Source organism: Kitasatospora sp. NPDC056138 (genome assembly GCF_042264695.1).
Classification (GTDB): Bacteria; Actinomycetota; Actinomycetes; order Streptomycetales; family Streptomycetaceae; genus Kitasatospora.
In genome coordinates, this window is the sequence record NZ_JBHJVK010000014.1 from 26,539 (window position 1) to 43,792 (window position 17,254).

Consider the following 17,254-nt stretch of genomic DNA (forward strand, 5'->3'; position numbering starts at 1 on the left):
GGCGCTCTGTGGCACCTTCGGCCACGGTATCGTCGCCCCGCTCCCCCCGCGCGTCGGCGACCACCGGACGGAGGAACCGCCCGGCCGGACGCGCTCGGGGTACGGGCCGGCGACCGGTGGCTCGGACCGGTGGGCGGGACCGCACCGCCGCCCACGTGCCCGCGCCCGGCGGCTCGGACCGGCGGCTCGGACCGGTGGCTCAGACGGCGGCGACCGTGGCGTCCCAGGCCTCGGCCGCGGCGGCAGTGGCCCGTGCGGAGTCGGTGCCGGGCAGGGCGTCGGCGAGAGCGGTGAGGACGGACCGGACGGTCTCCAGCGAGGCGGCCGTGCCGTAGTGGTTGACGCGCAGCATCCCGGCGGCGAGCGGGCCGCCGCCGGGCTGGACGGGGAGGGCCGGGTCCAGGCGGCCGACGAGCTCGGCGGCGTGCAGCCCGGACGGGGTGCGCACGGTGGTGGCGACCGGGGCGGCGTGCTCGTCCCGGTGGACGTACGGGGCGAGGGTGCCCAGGGCGCGGACGCCCGCACGGGTCGCGGCGGCGGCGGCGCGGTGCCGGGCGATGGTCGAGGCCAGGGTGTCGGCCTCGATGCGGTCCAGGCAGGCATCGAGCGCGAGCATCTCCAACTGGGCCGGGGCGTGCGGGAGGACGGTCCGTCCGGCGTCCGTCCAGCGCTCCTTCCAGTCCAGCAGCGAGAGGTACGAGCGGCGCGGCGCGGCCGGGTTGGCGGCGATCCGCTCCCAGGCGCGCTCACTGACCGAGACGGCGGAGACCCCGGCCGGGCCGCCCATCGCCTTCTGCCCGCCGATCACGCACAGGTCCACCCCCCACTCGTCGGTGAGCAGCGGCTCGGCGGCGACCGAGGCGACGGCGTCCAGCATCAGCAGTGCACCGTGTGCCCGCACCACGGCGGCGATCTCGGCGACCGGGTTGGTGTTGCCGGTGGCGGCCTCGGCGTGGACCAGCGAGACGAAGTCGATCCCGGGGTCCGCGGCGAGCGCCCGGGCGACCTGCCCGGCGGAGACGGCGCCGTCGAACGGCACGGCCAGGTCCACGACCTCCGCACCACAGCTGCGCAGCCAGTTGCCGAAGGTCTGGCCGTACGGTCCGGTGACGATGTTGAGCGCGGTGCTGCCCGGGTGCGCGGCCCCCCGGATCGCCGCCTCCAGCGGAAGCAGCGCCTCGCCCTGGGTGACGATCACGTCGGCCGAGGTGTGCAGCAGCGCGGCGACCCGGTCCTCGATCGCGGCGAACTGCGCGGCACTCAGCGGCGGGAGGTCGAGGAAGGGGCTCACGGGGCTGGCCTTTCGGACGGGCGCGTACGGCTGGGGTCCGCCCAGTCTGCCGCATCACCCGCCCTCCGCGGCCGGCGGTCGGGCGCTGCGGATCGCGGCAGCGACGGGTGCTCGCGGTGACCGGCTGTCCCGGCGACGGCCGTTGCGACTGCCTGAACTGCCGGGAGCGTCGGGTGTCCGGGGCTGCGCGGGTCGCGGCACCGGGGAGCCGAGTGGGTGTCACTTCGTGCGAGGTGTCTGGGCAAGGCCTTGACGCAGCAGTAACTTACCGGCCAGTCAGCCAGTTCACGGCGTGAGCCCCCACTCGCGCCGGCTCAGGCCCGGACCGGTCGTCGAGACCGGCCGGACCGGGCCTGCACCTCCACCCCCACCCCGGAGGAAGTCATGCCCGAAACCCCCACGCACTCACCCCTGCCCGGAAGCCGGCGACGGCCCGGTGGCCGTCGACTCGCGTCGCTGGCGACCGGCTGCGCCCTGCTGTTCGCGGCGCTGGCCGGCACCACCGGTCCGGCCGGGGCGGCGGACGCGAAGACCGCGACGACGCCGCGGACCGATCCGGTGGGCGCCGCCGAGGCGCTCGCCGCGCCGGGCGTGCCCGGTGCCAACAACTGGTCGTGCAGGCCGAGTCCGGCGCACCCGAGGCCGGTGGTGCTGGTCCACGGGACCTTCGCCAACGGCTCGGTGAACTGGGACACCGTCGCGCCCGCGCTGGCCCAGGACGGCTACTGCGTCTTCGCGCTCACCTACGGAGCGGTGCCGAACGTCCCCGTGCTGCGGGCGATCGCGCCGGTGGCGGACTCCGCGCAGCAGCTGTCGGTCTTCGTCGACGGCGTGCTCGCGGCGACCGGCGCCGGACAGGTCGACGTGGTCGGCCACAGCCAGGGCGGGATGATGCCGCGCTACTACCTGAAGTTCGACGGCGGCGCGGCCAAGGTGCACACCCTGGTCGGGATCGCCCCGAGCAACCACGGCACCACCCTGGACGGCTTGGCCACCCTGGCGAAGTCCTTCCCCGGCGCGCTCGACCTGGTCCGGTCGGCCTGCCCGGCCTGCGCCGACCAGGTCACCGGCTCGGACACGCTGAGCCGGCTCAACGCGGGCGGCGACACCGTGCCGGGGGTGACGTACTGGGTGATCGCGACCCGGTACGACGAGGTGGTCACGCCCTACCGGTCGCAGTTCCTGAGCGGGCCCGACGTGCACGACGTCCTGGTCCAGGACCTCTGCCCGACCAACATCCCGGGCCATGTGCTGATGGCCGTCGACCCGGTCGTCCTGCACGAGGTCCGGCACGCCCTGGACCCCGCGCACGTGGCGGACGCCGACTGCTGGGCCAACCTGACCGGCTGACGGCCCCGGCCGGCCGCCCGGGACGCGGTGTCCCGGGTGGCCGGCTCCGCCGCCGTCGGCTCCTCCCGCCGGTGGTGGGCACGTCGGTAGAGTTCCGGCATGAGCGAAGGCGCGGTGCTGCACATCAAGGGGCGGGTGCTGGTCGGGCCCGAGGACGTCCGGGACGAGCTGTGGGTCGTGGACGGCCGGGTGAGCTTCACCCGTCCGGTCCGTGCGGACGACGTCCGCACGGTCTCCGGCTGGGCCATGCCGGGGTTGGTGGACGCACACTGCCACGTCGGTCTGGACGCGCACGGCGCGGTGGACGAGGCCACCAGCGAGAAGCAGGCCCGCACCGACCGGGACGCCGGCACGCTGCTGATCCGGGACGCCGGCTCCGCCGCCGACACACGCTGGATCGACGACCGCGAGGACCTGCCCCGGATCATCAGGGCCGGCCGCCACATCGCCCGCACCCGCCGCTACATCCGCAACTACGCGCACGAGATCGAGCCCGGCGACCTGGCGGCCTACGTCGTGGCCGAGGCCCGGCGCGGCGACGGCTGGGTGAAGCTGGTCGGCGACTGGATCGACCGCGAGCGCGGCGACCTGGCCGCCTGCTGGCCCGGGGACGCGCTGCGCGAGGCGATCGCCGCCGCGCACGCCGAGGGTGCCCGGGTCACCGCGCACTGCTTCGCCGCCGAGTCGCTGCCCGACCTGGTCGCCGCCGGGATCGACTGCATCGAGCACGCGACCGGTCTGACCGAGGAGCTGATCCCGGTCTTCGCCGAACGGCAGGTGGCGATCGTCCCGACGCTGGTGAACATCGCGACCTTCCCCGGGCTCGCGGACGACGGAGAGGCGAAGTTCCCGGCCTGGGCCGCCCACATGCGGCGGCTGCACGAGCGCCGGTACGACACGGTGGGTGCGGCGTACGACGCGGGCGTCCCGGTCTTCGTCGGCACGGACGCGGGCGGTTCGCTGGCGCACGGGCTGGTCGCGGACGAGGTCGCCGAACTGGTCAGGGCCGGGCTCCCGGCTTCCGCCGCGCTGTCGGCGGCGAGTTGGGGGGCGCGCGAGTGGCTGGGCCAGGGCGGGCTCACCGAGGGCGCGTCGGCCGACCTGGTGGTGTACGCGCAGGACCCGCGCGCGGACGTCCGGGTGCTGGCCGATCCGCAACTGGTCGTCCTGCGCGGCCGGGTCGTCGGCTGACACCCGGGGCCGCCGGGGCCCGCGCCCAGGGACGGCGGGCAGGAAGAGGAGAACGGACCGGCCGGGCGGAGTTCTGCGGTCCGTTGGGCCGATAGGGTGGCGGTATGGCACCGCGTCCACTGAACGAGATCGTCGAACCCGGCTGGGCCAGCGCCCTGGAGCCGGTGGCCGGGCGGGTCGCCGCCATGGGTGACTTCCTGCGCGGCGAGCTGGCCGCCGGCCGCACCTATCTCCCGGCCGGGCCGAACGTGCTGCGGGCGTTCCAGCAACCCTTCGACTCGGTCCGGGTGCTGATCGTCGGCCAGGACCCGTACCCGACGCCCGGGCACGCGGTCGGGCTGAGCTTCTCGGTCGCACCGCAGGTCCGGCCGATCCCGGGCAGCCTGATCAACATCTTCCAGGAGTACGGCCGCGACCTCGGGTTCCCACCGCCCGCCAACGGTGACCTCACCCCGTGGACGGAGCAGGGCGTGCTGCTGCTCAACCGCGCTCTGACCACTGCGCCGGGCAAGCCGGCCGCACACCGGGGCAAGGGCTGGGAGGAGGTCACCGAACAGGCGATCCGGGCGCTGGTGGCGCGCGGGGGCCCGCTGGTGGCGATCCTCTGGGGGCGTGATGCCCGTAATCTGCGCCCCCTGCTGGGGCAGGTGCCTGCGGTGGAGTCGGCGCACCCGAGCCCGATGTCGGCGGACCGGGGCTTCTTCGGCTCCCGCCCGTTCAGCCGGGCGAACGAGCTGCTGTCCCGTCAGGGTGCGCAGCCGGTGGACTGGCGCCTGCCGTAGCAGCCCGTGGTGACGGGTGCTGTGCTGACGGGTGCTGTGGTGACGTGCGCCCCGATCAGGGGTACCCGGCGCCAACCTCACTCGAAGGAGTGAACCGACGCATGGTGTTGCCCATGTGACGGATGCTCCGGAAGAGACTGACGGAAGTCGAGAGCACAAGCCCCTGCCCCCGGACCGGCGCGGTACCAGCCTGCGCGCGGGGTGACCACGGCGGCGCTCTCTCCATCCGTCACCCGTGGGGGTCCTCCGCCATGCCCGTGCTGAACTCCGTTCTCCGCTCCGCCGCCGCCACCGGACTGGTGGCGGGTGCCCTGACCCTCTCCGGCGGCACCGCCCACGCCGCCGGGCCGGCCCCCTCGCCGGGGAAGGCGCGTGCGGTGACGGCGGAACTCGCGCTCGACGTCAGCCTGTTGGACGACAAGGTGGACGTGCCGGTGGACATCGCCCTGAACAAGGTGGAGTCCCCGGCCCGGCGCGACCAGGCGGTGCTCACCGCCGCAGTGGACGGCGTGGACCGGGGCCGGCCGGTCACCCTGGTCAAGGCGGAGGTCGGCAGGTCGACCACCACGGCCGACCGGAACGGCACCGCCGCCTCCGTCAGCCTGGTCGGCGCGGACCTCCACGCGCCCGGTCTGGCCTCCACCCTGATAGGCCTGGAGGCGCTCAGCGCCGAGGCCAGCTGCCCGGTGGACGGTCAGCCGACCGCGAAGGTCACCGCACCCGCCCGGGTCACGGTGCTCGGCAGGTCGGTCGCGCTCGGGCTGAACGGGCCGACCCACGTGGACGTGCCGGGGGTCGGCAGCGTGGACATCGAGTTCTCCCGGCGGACCACCACCTCCAGCACGGCCGCCGCCTCCGCGCTGAAGGTGGACGTGGCGGTCAACCCGCTCAACCTCAACGTGGCCAAGGTGACCGGTACCATCACGGTCGCCTCGGTCAGCTGTGAGAAGCCGGTGCCCGCCGGCGCTCCCGCGACCCCCGTCACGCCGGCCACGCCGTCCACCCCGGCCGGCTCGGCGGCGGTCACCACCGCGCGCGCCGTGCCGGCCGCCGACACCACCACCGCGGCCGGCCGGGAACTCGCCTCCACCGGCAGCAGCGGCACCGGTCGGCTGGTGGCCACCGCGGGGGCGCTGATCGCCGCCGGAACCGGCGCTCTCTGGCTGGTTTCGCGCCGCCGCCGCAATACCCGTGCGCGCCACCGCTGACTCCACCGGCCTGCGACAACGTCAGCTGAGGGCCGGAAAGCCGGCTCCGGCACCACCGGAACGTGACCGTGCCACTGCGGACGGTTGGTTCACATGGGCGTTACATAGGAGGAACAACCGGGAAACGGCGGCTTGCGACGCTACGCGGGCACCCACCACCCAACGCAGTGAGGTACCCAGCGATGGCAATCAAGGCCGAGTACATCTGGATCGACGGCACCAAGCCGACCGCCAAGCTCCGCTCCAAGACTCGTGTTCTGGCCAACGCTGACAAGATCCCCACCTGGGGCTTCGACGGATCCTCGACCAACCAGGCCGAGGGCCACGCCTCGGACCGCGTGCTGGCGCCGGTCGCCACCTTCCCGGACCCGATCCGCGGCGGCGACAACATCCTGGTCCTGTGCGAGGTCAACGAGACCGACGGCACCCCGCACGAGTCCAACACCCGTGCGCTGCTGCGTCCGATCGCCGAGCAGTACGCCGCGCAGGAGTCGATCTTCGGCATCGAGCAGGAGTACACCTTCTTCAAGGGCTCCCGTCCGCTGGGCTTCCCCGAGGGCGGCTTCCCGGCCCCGCAGGGCGGTTACTACTGCGGTGTCGGCGCCGAGGAGGTCTTCGGCCGCGAGATCGTCGAGCTGCACCTGGACCGCTGCATCGCGGCCGGCCTGGCCATCTGCGGCATCAACGCCGAGGTCATGCCCGGCCAGTGGGAGTTCCAGATCGGCCCGGTCGACGCGGTGACCGTCTCCGACCACATGTGGGTCGCCCGCTACCTGCTCTACCGCACCGCCGAGGAGTTCGGCATCGACGCCACCCTGGACGCCAAGCCGGTCCGCGGTGACTGGAACGGCGCCGGTGCGCACACCAACTTCTCCACCAAGGCGATGCGCGAGGGCTACGACGCGATCATCACCGCCTGCGAGTCGCTCGGCGCCTCCCAGGAGAAGGTGCTGGAGCACGTCACCCAGTACGGTGCCGACATCGAGGCTCGCCTCACCGGCAAGCACGAGACCGCCCCGTGGAACGTCTACAGCTACGGCGTCTCCGACCGCGGTGCCTCGGTCCGCATCCCGTGGCAGGTCGAGGTGGAGCAGAAGGGCTACATCGAGGACCGCCGCCCGAACGCCAACGTCGACCCGTACGTGGTGACCCGTCTGCTGGTCAACACCTGCTGCGCCGCCCTGGAGAAGGCCGGCCAGGTCTGATCCCGGCCGGGACCGAACCCCCGGTGCCCGCCGGACGCCCCTCGCGAGGGAGGCGCCCGGCGGGCACCGCCCGTTTCCGGGGTCCTCCCGGCGCGGACCCCCGCACGGCGGGCCCTGCCCGGCGGGTCCGGCCGGGCGCCGCAGCCCGCGCCCCTGACGCATACGCTTGCGGCCATGGACGACTTCACCCCGGAACAGGTGGCCCGCGGCCGGGCGCTGCGCCGCGCCCAGCTGCCGTGGGCCCTCGGCGGCCGGATCGCCGGGCTGCTCTGCACGCTCGCCCTCGGCCTCACCCCCGCCGGAGCCGGGCTGGTCGCGGCGGTCGGCGGACTGCTCGGCGGCTCGCGCACGGCGCAGGTGCTGGCCGGCGCGGCCGCCCTGCTGCTGATCGGCCGGCTGCTGCAACTCCCGTTCAGCGCAGGGGTCCGGGTCGTCCGCCGCCGCTACGGCCTGGTCACCCAGGGCTGGCGCGGCTGGGCCGTGGACGTCCTGCGCGGTCTGGCGCTCGGCCTGCTGATCGCCCTCCCGGTGGTGTACGGGCTGTACGCGCTCACCGGGCGCTCACCGCACGGCTGGTGGCTGCCCGCAGCGGGGTTCGCCGCGCTGCTCACCGTCGCCCTCTCCTTCCTCCACCCGCTCCTGATCGAGCCGGTGTTCAACCGCTTCGCCCCGCTGCCCGCCGGCGAACTCCGCACCGCGCTGCTGGACTTGGCGCAGCGCGACGGGATCCGGGTGCGCGACGTGCTGGTCGCCGACGCCTCGCGCCGGACCACCGCCCTCAACGCGTACGTCTCCGGCTTCGGCGCCACCCGCCGGATCGTCGCCTACGACACCCTGCTCTCCACCGCCGAACCGCGCGAGGTGGAACTGGTGGTGGCCCACGAGCTGGGGCACGTCAAGCACCGGGACGTCCTGACCGGGACCGTCCTCGGCGCGGTCGGCGCGGCCGTGGCCGTCTGCCTGCTGGGGCTGCTCGCCGGCCGGCCGGTCCTGCTGTCGGCGGCCGGCGCCACGGACGCCGCCGACCCCCGGTCGCTGCCGCTGCTGGCCGCCTGCGCCGCACTGATCGGTGCCGCCACCGGACCGCTCCAGTGCGCGGTGAGCCGCCGCATCGAGGTCAGGGCCGACCTGCACGCCCTCGAACTCACCTCCGACCCAGAGCAGTTCATCGCCATGCAGCGCCGCCTCGCGGTCACCAACGTCTCCGACGTGGACCCGCCCCGGCTGCTGGAGCTCCTCTTCGCCACCCACCCCAGCGCGACGCGCCGGATCGCCGCCGCCCGCGCCTGGCGCCCGGCCGCCGGTTGACCCCCGGACGCGCCGCGGCCACTTCGGGGACGGTGGTCCGCCGAAGTGGCCGCGGTGCCAGGGGCGTCGGCGTCAGCGGGTGAGCTGCTCCACGACCCAATCGACCAGGGGCTCGGTCACCTGGCTGTGCACGCTGTTCCTGGTGTTGCACTTGAACTCGTCGAGCAGGCTCTTCTCGGCCAGCGACTCGACGGGCTCGTTCGGGTCGATGTTCCACGTGACCGGGTCGTAGTCCAGCGCGACCGCGCTCACCGCGGGGACGAAGCAGCTGTTGCGGTACTCCTCCGGGATCTTCGCCTTGAGCGCCTTCGCGACCAGGTCGAAGGAGTCGAGGGTGCCGCCGGGCACGCCGTCGAGGGCCGGGACGTACGAGGTGTTGCCCCGCCGGACCTGGCCCAGGAGCTTCATCTCGCCGATCGGCTGGTGCTCGCCCTCGTCGGGCTGGAAGCGGGCCGTGGCGGTGAGGGTGAGCAGCGGGTTCCGGACGTCGAACACCACCTCGCCGGCCGGCAGGTCGAGGCCGATGCCGTTCCCGGCACCGTTGGCCACGCCCAGCTTGCGGGGCCGCGCGGGGAACTGGCCGTACTCCTCCAGCTCGGCCAGGAACTGCTTGCGCAGCTCGCTGGAGGTGGCGACCGGCCCTTCGTACTTCGCGCTGTCGACCCAGGCCCACAGCAGCTGCTGCGCGGCGGGGCTCCTGATCAGCTCGGCCTGCTTCGGTGCGTCGGGCGTGCCGGTCGGGATGCTCTCGAAGAAGTAGGCCATCTGCTGGAGCACCAGCGGGATCCACGCGCCGTTGTGCGGGGAGTCCCAGGAGAGGTAGGTCTCGGTCTGGTGGTCCTGGTTCTTGTGCTCCATCTCGGCGAGCGCGTAACGGGTGATGAGGCCGCCCATGCTCACCCCGCCGACGATCAGCGGGGCGTTGCCGTCGCGCTCCGCGATGGCCCGCTGGATGGCGCTGATCACCACGCCGGCGTTGGCCTGGATGTAGGTGTGCCGCTGTTCGAAACCGACCAGGATGACGTCGATGCCCGCGTTGAGCAGCTGGTCGAGGAAGCCGGTCTTGCCCTTCGCGTAGATCGTGTTGAAGTGCTCCCACAGGCCCGGCAGGTCGCTCGGGCCGTAGTTGAACCCGTCGGCGAAGATGAACGGCCGCACCAACCGCTTGTGGCCCTTGGCGTAGTAGACCTCGGCCGTGCCGGTCGCCACCTCTCGGCGGTACGGCCGGGCGGACCGCAGCTCCCAGGTCTCCTGCTTCCGGCTCTCGGCGGCGCGGCCCCCTCGCGACGGGGTCGCGAACCAGACCCCCGGCTCCACCGAACCGGCGAGCTTTGCCAGCTCCTCGGCCGAGGGCTTCTTCTCGCCCTGCTTCGCCGTCAACTCGACGTCGATCCTGGCTTCCTGTGCCATGAATACCGCCTCTGCTCGGGTGCTTCTCGTGGACCTGCCGTTGCGGTGCGCACCGGGTCCGTGTGGGGGGCGGGCGGGAAGTGCACAGGAGTTGCCGCGGTTCCGGCAGTGCCGGAGCAGTGTTCCCACCGCCCGGTGACCGAATGTAACACCACGATCACCCGGAGTGCCGCAGGCGGCGTGGGAAGTCGGAGCCCCCGGCCCTCTGACAGGCTGTCGGCATGGTGCTGATCGGGGTGGTGGAGGCGCTGCGGCGCTATCCGGTGAAGTCGATGCTGGGGGAGGGGCTTTCCGAGTGCGAGGTGGGGGAACGGGGGGTGGCGGGGGACCGGGTGCTGGCGCTGCTCGACCGGGAGACCGGGCAGGTGGCGAGTGCCAAGAACCCGCGCTGGTGGCGGGGGCTGCTCGGCTTCCGGGCGGCCGGTGCCGAGGCGGGCGCATGGATCACCTGCCCCGACGGCACGCCGCTGTGGAGCGGCGACATCGACGTCGACGAGGCGGTCTCCGGGCGGCTCGGCCGCCGGGTCTCACTGATCGACACCCCGCCGGCCGGAGCGACACTGCGGCGTTCCGTCCCCGAGGAGGTGCTGAGCGGCGGTGTCGAGGCGGACGTCCGCTACACCGAGAGCGAGTTCGGCAGGGCCGCGCCCGCCGGGACGTTCTTCGACTTCGCGCCGCTGCACCTGCTGGCCACCGGCACCCTCGCCGGGATCGCGAGGCTCGGCGGTCCGGTCGAGGGCGAGGCGGAGCGCTACCGGCCGAACCTGGTGATCCGTACCGAGGAGGGCGGACCGTTTGCGGAGAACGCCTGGACCGGACGCGAGCTGCTGATCGGCGAGGACCTGCTGCTGCGGATCGTCGTGCCGACGCCGCGCTGCGCCGTGCCGACCCTCGCCCACGGTGAACTGCCCGGCAACACCGAGGCGTTGCGCGTCCCGGCCCGGCACAATCGGGTGGAGCCGCTGCCGGGTCTGGGCCTGCTGCCGTGTGCCGGGGTGTACGCGCAGGTGCTGCGGCCGGGCCGGGTGCGCCTCGCGGACCCCGTCAGCCTGCTGTGACCGGCGCCGGTGCCCGCTCGGCAGACCGCACCGGCCCGGCGCCGGGGTGGGCGGATCAGCCGTCGACGGCGTCGGCGAGCGCGGCGAGGAAGCGGTCGGTGGTGGCCTCGTCCCGGACGGCGATCCGCAGCCAGTCGGCTCCGAGGCCCGGGAACGTGTCGCCGCGCCGCACCGCGAACCCGGCCGCGCGCAGCCGCTCGCGGACGGCTGCCGCACCGGGCAGTTCGATCAGGACGAAGGACGCGGCCGGCTCCCCGTGCACCCGGACACCGGTGACCGCGGACAGGCCCTTGAGCAGGTGGTCCCGCTGGTCGGCGATGGTGTGCGCGGCCTGCTCGGCCTCGGCGAGCGCGGCGGGGGCGCTGCACGCCTCGGCGGCGACCAGGGCGGGGGTGGAGACCGGCCAGAGCGGCTGGGCCGCGGCGAGCCGGGCGATCAGACCGGCCGGGCCGAGGACGTAGCCGATCCGCAGGCCGGCCAGGCCCCAGGTCTTGGTCAGGCTGCGCAGCACCACCACCCGGCCGGGCAGCGCGCGGTACCCGGGCCCGGCCAGGGACTCGCGCTCGCCCGGGACGGCGTCCATGAACGCCTCGTCGACGACCAGTGTCCGCCCCGGCCGGGCGAGCGCGGCCACCCCGGCGGCCGGGTGGAGCACGGACGTCGGATTGGTCGGGTTGCCGAGGACGACCAGGTCGGCCTCCTCGGGCACCGGGCCCGGCGTGAGCCGGAACCCCTCGGCGGGCGGCAGGACCACCCGGTGGACGGTGATCCCGGCGTCGCGCAGGGCCGCCTCCGGCTCGGTGAACTGCGGGTGCACGACCACGGCATGACGCGGCGCCAGCGTGCGGGCGAGCAGGACGAAGGCCTCGGCGGCGCCGGAGGTCAGCAGCACCTCGTCCACCGGCCGGTCGTGCCGGGCGGCGACGGCCCGCCGGGCGGCGGTCTGCTCGGGATAGGCCGCGAGGTCGGCCAGGGTCGCGGCGAGGCGCTCGCGGAGCCAGACCGGCGGCGTGCCGGTGCGGACGTTGACGGCGAGGTCGACCAGTCCGGCGGCACGCACCTCGGCGTCACCGTGGTGGCGGAGGTCGGGCTCGTCCGTCGTGCGGGGGCCGGGCTTGCCCGTTGTGCGGAGGTCGGGCTCGGTGGTCACGTCGGGGGCTCCAGGGTGAGGGGGGAGAGGGGCGGCCTGCCGCAAGGGCCGCCGGGTGATCGCCACGGTGGCCCGGGCGGACCTGCGCTTGGGTACGAGCAGCTCGCCGCCGGGCGCGGAGAGCAGGGCGGACGCCTCCGCGACGCTGGGCGTCCCGGCCACGGCCAGGACCGAGGCGGACGGGTGCGGAACGGGGACGGCTGCCAGCGCCTCGGCGCGGTGGCCGACCAGCGGTACGCCGAGCTCCCGCGCCGCCTCCCGCAGGCCGGGCTCCCCGGCCTTGCCCAGGACGGTGGCCAGCTGCGCGATCCGGTGGCGGCCGAGCCCGGTGTCGGCCAGGGCGGCGTCGATCAGGCCGAGCACCTCGGCACTCGGCACACCCCGGCTCGCCCCGACTCCCACCACGAGGTCCCGCGCCGGCACACCCCCCTCGACCACGTCCGCCGCTCCGTTCTCCCGCCGCACTCACGGGCCCATCGGCCCACCGGTCCGGAAATCCCACCACGGGCCCGATGAGCAGGTCAATCGCCGGGTCGTGAGCCGTTGTGAGCCGTCCGGCAGGTGGCGGGCGGAGCCGCGGTGGGCACCGGGCCCGCAGCGGTCGGTCGCGTCCGCCGCCCCGCCCCGCACCGTCTTGGCCGAGTCGGCCCCGGGGCCGCGGAGAGGGGGCGGGATATCCGGTGGTCCGCCGGTCGGTGGGACTGCTTCGATACGCGCATGGACATCGATCTGCCCGACGGTTACGAGATTTCCACCGACCCCGCCCGCCTCGATGCCGAGTTGATCCACCGGTGGCTGTCGCAGGACGCCTACTGGGCGCTCGGCCGCTCCCGGGAGAAGCAGGACTCGGCCATCGCCGGCTCCCTCAACTTCGGCCTCTACGAGCGTGCTTCCGGCGCCCAGCTCGGCTACGCCCGGGTGGTCACCGACCGGTCCACGTTCGCCTGGCTCTGCGACGTCTACGTCGCCCCGGCCGCCCGCGGCAAGGGGCTGGGCACCGCGCTGGCCGCCGCCGTGCGCGACGGCCTCGCCCCGTACGGCCTGCGCCGCATCCTGCTGGCCACTGCGGACGCCCACGAGGTCTACGCCAAGGTGGGGTTCGTGCCGCTGGCGACGGCGGACAAGTGGATGGCGCTGGGCGAGCAGTAGGCCGCCCGCGCCGGACCGCCCGGCTGCCGCCCTCGCTCCTGCCCCCGCCCCGGCCTTCGGGTTCGCTCCCGGCGGGGCCGTAAATCACGGCGCCCGGAGCGCGCTGAGTGCCATACTCCGCGCCATGACGAGCGATCAAGAAACCAGCCCGGTCCTGGCGGTGGGCGAACGGGACCCCCGGCTCAACGAGCGGCTGATCGAGGAGCTGACCGCCTTCAACACCGCGGCCACGGGTGCCGACGACCGCGGCACGCTGTCGGTCAAGGTCACCGACGAGGCGGGCGGACTGATCGGCGGGCTGGCCGCCTGGACCTGGGGCGGGCTGTGCGGCATCGAGTTGCTGTGGGTGCGCGAGGACAGCCGCAAGGACGGCTGGGGCAGCAGGCTCGTGCGGGCCGCCGAGGAGGAGGCGCGGCGACGCGGCTGCGACCGGATGGTCGTCTCCTCGTTCACCTTCCAGGCACCCGGCTTCTACCAGCGCCACGGTTACGTCGAGACGGGCCGGACGCTGGGCATCCCCGGCGGCCACGAGGACGTCCATCTGTTCAAGTCGCTGACCGAACAGGACCCCTCGGACCGGGCCTGAGGCCCGTCCGGCAGTCCCCGCCGGGCGCGAACTGCCGGACGGCTCCCAGCCGCCGGGCGCAGGCCACGGGCCCGCCCGGCCGCCTGCTCCAGGCCCCCGCCGAGCTGCGCGCCGGAGCCGCCGGCCGCCTCGGCGTCCCGCTCGGACGGGGGCGCCGGCCGCCGGCTCCCGGCCCGCCGGTGGCGCATACCATCCGACAACTCGGCCGAGGGGCGGCTCTGCCCGCGCGTGTCCGGGGCGCCCGGCCGACTCCGCGCCGGATCTGCGGCACCGTCGGCGTCAGCACACCGCCGCGGCAGCACCGCCACCGCCCACCGTCACCACGGCACTGCCGTCACCACGGCACCACCACTACGGCGGCGGCACCGCCGAAGCCCCGCTGCCGCGGCACCACCGCCCGAGCGGCCGGATCCCGCGCGCCGGTCGAGTCCCGAGAGGCCGAACGCATGGCATCGACCGGTCAGATCACCCCGTCCGGCGCGCAGGGGAACGGCAGGCTGCGCCGTGAGGTGGGGTTGATCGGGCTGCTGTGGGCCTCGGTAGGCGCGATCATCGGCTCGGGCTGGCTGTTCGGGGCGAAGAACGCCGTGGTGACCGCAGGACCGGCAGCCATGCTCTCCTGGGGCATCGGCGGGGTGGCCGTGGTGCTGCTCGCGCTGGTGCACGCCGAACTCGGCGGGCTGTTCCCGGTGGCGGGCGGCACCGCCCGCTACCCGCACTACGTCTTCGGCGGGTTCGCCGGGATGTCCTTCGGCTGGTTCTCCTGGCTGCAGGCCGCGACGATCGCGCCGATCGAGGTCCAGGCCATGATCAACTATGCCGGGCACTGGTCCTGGGCGCGCGGCTTCCTGCACGCCGACCACACCCTCACCGGCTCGGGCTTCGCGGTGGCGGCGGGCCTGCTGGCGGTCCTGGTGGTGGTTAACTTCCTCGGTGTGAGGATCCTCGCCCACACCAACAGCGCGGCCACCTGGTGGAAGGTGGCGATTCCGCTGCTCACCATCCTGGTGCTGGCGCTGACGGAGTTCCACGGCGGCAACTTCACCGCGCACGGGTTCGCGCCGTACGGGGCCAAGGGCGTGCTGGCGGCGATCAGCACCAGCGGGGTGATCTTCGCGCTGCTCGGCTTCGAGCAGGCGATCCAGTGGGCCGGTGAGAGCCTGAACCCCCGGCGGGACATTCCGCGCGCGGTCCTGGGGTCGGTCACCATCGGGACTTTCGTCTACGTCCTGCTCCAGCTCGTCTTCATCACCTCGCTGCCGCCCAGGACCTTCGCCGGTGGCTGGGCCGCGCTCGACTACCCGGGCATCGCGGGCCCGTTCGCCGGTCTGGCCACCCTGCTCGGCCTCGGCTGGCTGGCCAGCCTGCTCTACGCCGACGCGATCATCTCCCCGGGCGGCACTGGTCTGATCTACATCACCTCCAGCTCCCGGGTCTCGTACGGGCTGAGCCGCAACGGCTACGCCCCCCGGGCGCTCCAGTGGACGGACCGGCGCTCGGTCCCGTGGGTCGGCCTGGTCGTGGCCTTCGTGGCGGGCGTGCTGTGCTTCCTGCCGTTCCCCAGCTGGCAGCGGCTGGTCAGCTTCATCACCTCGGCGGTGGTGCTGATGTACGCGGGCGCGCCGCTGGCCTTCGGGGTGCTGCGCAGGCGCCTGCCGGGACTCGAGCGCCCGTACCGCCTGCCGGGCGGCCGGGTCGTCGCGCCGGCCTCCTTCGCGGTCTCCGGCCTGGTCATCTACTGGGCCGGCTGGGACACCCTGTGGCGGCTGGGCGTGGCGATCCTGATCGGCTACCTCCTGATGGGCTCGTACGCCGCCCATGCCAATGCCAAGGGCCTGCCGGACGCCCCCCGGATGGACTTCAGGGCGGGCCGGTGGCTGCCGGTCTACCTGGTCGGGATGGGCCTGATCTCCTGGCAGGGCACTTTCGGGGCGGGCGCCGAGGGCAACCTGCCGCTGTGGTGGGACATCGTGGTGGTCGTGCTCTTCTCGCTGGCCGTCTACTACTGGGCGCTGCGGGTGGCGCTGTCCGCCGAGGAGATCGAGCGGAACATCCACGGCACCGTGCCGGCCGACGGGAACGGCCACTGACCCCGGCCGCTCGCCGAACCCCGGCCTCCTCTGACGTCGGCCGCCGCCGGGCCGCCGCGCCGCTGCGCGTCGGCCCACCCGGTCGGCTCAGGCCTGCTGGTGCTCGGCCGCCGCGCGGACCAACCGCTCGGCCAGCTCTGGTGCGCCCGCCCAGTGCAGGTGCAGGTAGGAGGCGTGCACGGACCCGGCCGCGAAGCCCTCCGTGCGCGGCCCGTCGGGGCCGCGCCACCCCCAGGCGGGCTGCGGCCCCGCACCCGGTTCGCAGACGGTGCGGTGGAACTCGTGCCCGCGCACCCGACTGCCCGCCGGGGCGAGCGGGCTGTCCCCGATGGCCACCGCCTCGCGGTAGCCGAGGGTGAGCCGCTCGGTCATCCGGGCGGTGGTGTCGAGCACGCCGCACATCGGCCTGCCGTCCAGCTCCCGCCCCAGATAGAGCAGTCCGGCGCACTCGGCGGCGACCGGCGCGCCCGAGGCCGCGAGCGCGGCGATCGAGGCACGCAGCGAGGCGTTCTCGCTCAACTCCGTGACGTACATCTCCGGGAAGCCGCCGCCGATCACCAACCCCGCGGCCCCGGGCGGCAGTTCACCGTCGTGCAGCGGGTCGAACGGGACGACCTCGGCCCCGGCCGCCGCCAGCAGCTCCGCGTTCTCCGCGTACGAGAAGGAGAACGCCGCCCCCGAGGCCAGCGCGATCCTCGGCCGGCCGTCGACCGCCGTGACCTCCTCGGCCGCCGACCACGGCTCGGCGTCCAGCGGCGGTGCGCTGCGGGCCAGCTCCACCAGGGCGTCCAGGTCGACCGAGGCGGCGACCAGCTCACCCATGTCGCGGACCGCCCGCAGGGCCTCCGTCGAGCGCTCGACCGCCGGGATCAGACCCAGGTGCCGCGACGGTGTCGCGACCGAGGCCGTCCGCCGTACCGAGCCCAGCACCGGAACGCCCGACCCCTCCTCCAGGGCCTCGCGCAGCAGCTGCTCGTGCCGGTCGGAGGCGACCCGGTTGAGGATCACCCCGGCGAGGCGGACCTCCGGGTCCCAGGAGGCGAAGCCGTGCACCAGCGCCGCCACCGACCGCGACTGGGAGGAGGCGTCCACCACCAGTACCACCGGCGCCCGCAGCAGCTTCGCCACGTGCGCGGTGGACGCCAGCTCCCCCCGCCCGGCAGCCCCGTCGAACAGCCCCATCACGCCCTCGACCACCGCGATGTCCGCCCCGGCCGCGCCGTGCAGGAAGAGCGGCGCGATCCGCGCGGGGCCGCACATGAAGGCGTCCAGGTTGCGCCCCGGACGTCCGGCGGCGAGGCCGTGGTAGCCGGGGTCGATGTAGTCCGGGCCGACCTTGTGCGGGGAGACCGCCAGGCCCCGGGCGGAGAGTGCGGCCATCAGCCCGGTGGCGATGGTGGTCTTCCCCGCGCCCGAGGACGGTGCGGCGATGACCAGACGCGGGATGTCGGTACGGGCGGTGGCGGTGTGGGCGGT

Annotated in this window: 14 protein-coding genes; 10 read left to right on the forward strand and 4 right to left on the reverse strand. The window is 74.4% G+C overall.

Annotated features, from left to right (window positions below):
* Positions 1-199 precede the first annotated feature (199 nt).
* Positions 200-1,291, reverse strand: a complete 1,092-nt coding sequence (locus ACFC1R_RS12190; protein WP_375936818.1) for a pyridoxal-phosphate-dependent aminotransferase family protein — start codon at positions 1,289-1,291, stop codon at positions 200-202.
* A gap of 384 nt (positions 1,292-1,675) precedes the next feature.
* Between ACFC1R_RS12190 and ACFC1R_RS12195 the strand changes: the two genes are divergently transcribed.
* The 6 genes from ACFC1R_RS12195 (at position 1,676) to ACFC1R_RS12220 (ending at position 8,335) form a co-directional block, all read left to right on the forward strand.
* Positions 1,676-2,641, forward strand: coding sequence for an esterase/lipase family protein (locus ACFC1R_RS12195; RefSeq protein WP_375936821.1), 966 nt, complete (start codon positions 1,676-1,678; stop codon positions 2,639-2,641).
* 99 nt (positions 2,642-2,740) lie between these two features.
* Positions 2,741-3,832, forward strand: coding sequence for an amidohydrolase family protein (locus tag ACFC1R_RS12200; protein WP_375936824.1), 1,092 nt, complete (start codon positions 2,741-2,743; stop codon positions 3,830-3,832).
* Positions 3,833-3,936: 104 nt separating this feature from the next.
* Complete coding sequence (locus tag ACFC1R_RS12205; protein ID WP_375936827.1) at positions 3,937-4,614, forward strand: uracil-DNA glycosylase; 678 nt, start codon at positions 3,937-3,939, stop codon at positions 4,612-4,614.
* A 251-nt stretch (positions 4,615-4,865) separates the two neighbouring features.
* Complete coding sequence (locus tag ACFC1R_RS12210) at positions 4,866-5,822, forward strand: SCO1860 family LAETG-anchored protein (protein WP_375936830.1); 957 nt, start codon at positions 4,866-4,868, stop codon at positions 5,820-5,822.
* 182 nt (positions 5,823-6,004) lie between these two features.
* Positions 6,005-7,027 (forward strand): glutamine synthetase, encoded by a 1,023-nt coding sequence (gene glnII, locus ACFC1R_RS12215; RefSeq protein WP_375936833.1) that lies wholly within the window; start codon positions 6,005-6,007, stop codon positions 7,025-7,027.
* 174 nt (positions 7,028-7,201) lie between these two features.
* Positions 7,202-8,335 carry a M48 family metallopeptidase gene (locus ACFC1R_RS12220; protein WP_375936836.1) on the forward strand — a complete coding sequence of 378 codons (1,134 nt, stop codon included), beginning with the start codon at positions 7,202-7,204 and terminating at the stop codon, positions 8,333-8,335.
* 72 nt (positions 8,336-8,407) lie between these two features.
* Here ACFC1R_RS12220 and ACFC1R_RS12225 read toward each other — a convergent pair whose 3' ends face one another.
* Positions 8,408-9,745 (reverse strand): hypothetical protein, encoded by a 1,338-nt coding sequence (locus ACFC1R_RS12225; RefSeq protein WP_375936840.1) that lies wholly within the window; start codon positions 9,743-9,745, stop codon positions 8,408-8,410.
* A 221-nt stretch (positions 9,746-9,966) separates the two neighbouring features.
* On the opposite strand from ACFC1R_RS12225, the gene ACFC1R_RS12230 reads away from it, so the two are divergent.
* The gene (locus ACFC1R_RS12230) at positions 9,967-10,803 is read left to right on the forward strand and encodes an MOSC domain-containing protein (protein ID WP_375936843.1); all 837 of its coding nucleotides are present in this window, start codon (positions 9,967-9,969) and stop codon (positions 10,801-10,803) included.
* Between the two features lie 55 nt (positions 10,804-10,858).
* Here the strand turns inward: ACFC1R_RS12230 and cobC are convergent, their stop codons facing one another.
* On the reverse strand, positions 10,859-12,391 hold the full coding sequence (gene cobC, locus ACFC1R_RS12235) for an Rv2231c family pyridoxal phosphate-dependent protein CobC (RefSeq protein ID WP_375936846.1): 1,533 nt from the start codon (positions 12,389-12,391) through the stop codon (positions 10,859-10,861).
* A 279-nt stretch (positions 12,392-12,670) separates the two neighbouring features.
* Between cobC and ACFC1R_RS12240 the strand changes: the two genes are divergently transcribed.
* The 3 genes from ACFC1R_RS12240 to ACFC1R_RS12250 all read left to right on the forward strand — a co-directional run bounded on the left by ACFC1R_RS12240 (position 12,671) and on the right by ACFC1R_RS12250 (position 15,778).
* Entirely contained in the window at positions 12,671-13,102 is a 432-nt protein-coding gene (locus ACFC1R_RS12240; RefSeq protein ID WP_375936849.1) for a GNAT family N-acetyltransferase, read from the forward strand.
* Positions 13,103-13,226: 124 nt separating this feature from the next.
* On the forward strand, positions 13,227-13,688 hold the full coding sequence (locus tag ACFC1R_RS12245) for a GNAT family N-acetyltransferase (protein WP_375936852.1): 462 nt from the start codon (positions 13,227-13,229) through the stop codon (positions 13,686-13,688).
* Positions 13,689-14,134: 446 nt separating this feature from the next.
* Entirely contained in the window at positions 14,135-15,778 is a 1,644-nt protein-coding gene (locus ACFC1R_RS12250) for an APC family permease (RefSeq protein ID WP_375936855.1), read from the forward strand.
* 87 nt (positions 15,779-15,865) lie between these two features.
* Here the strand turns inward: ACFC1R_RS12250 and ACFC1R_RS12255 are convergent, their stop codons facing one another.
* Positions 15,866-17,224 (reverse strand): cobyrinate a,c-diamide synthase, encoded by a 1,359-nt coding sequence (locus ACFC1R_RS12255; protein WP_375937067.1) that lies wholly within the window; start codon positions 17,222-17,224, stop codon positions 15,866-15,868.
* Between the last annotated feature and the right edge of the window lie 30 nt (positions 17,225-17,254).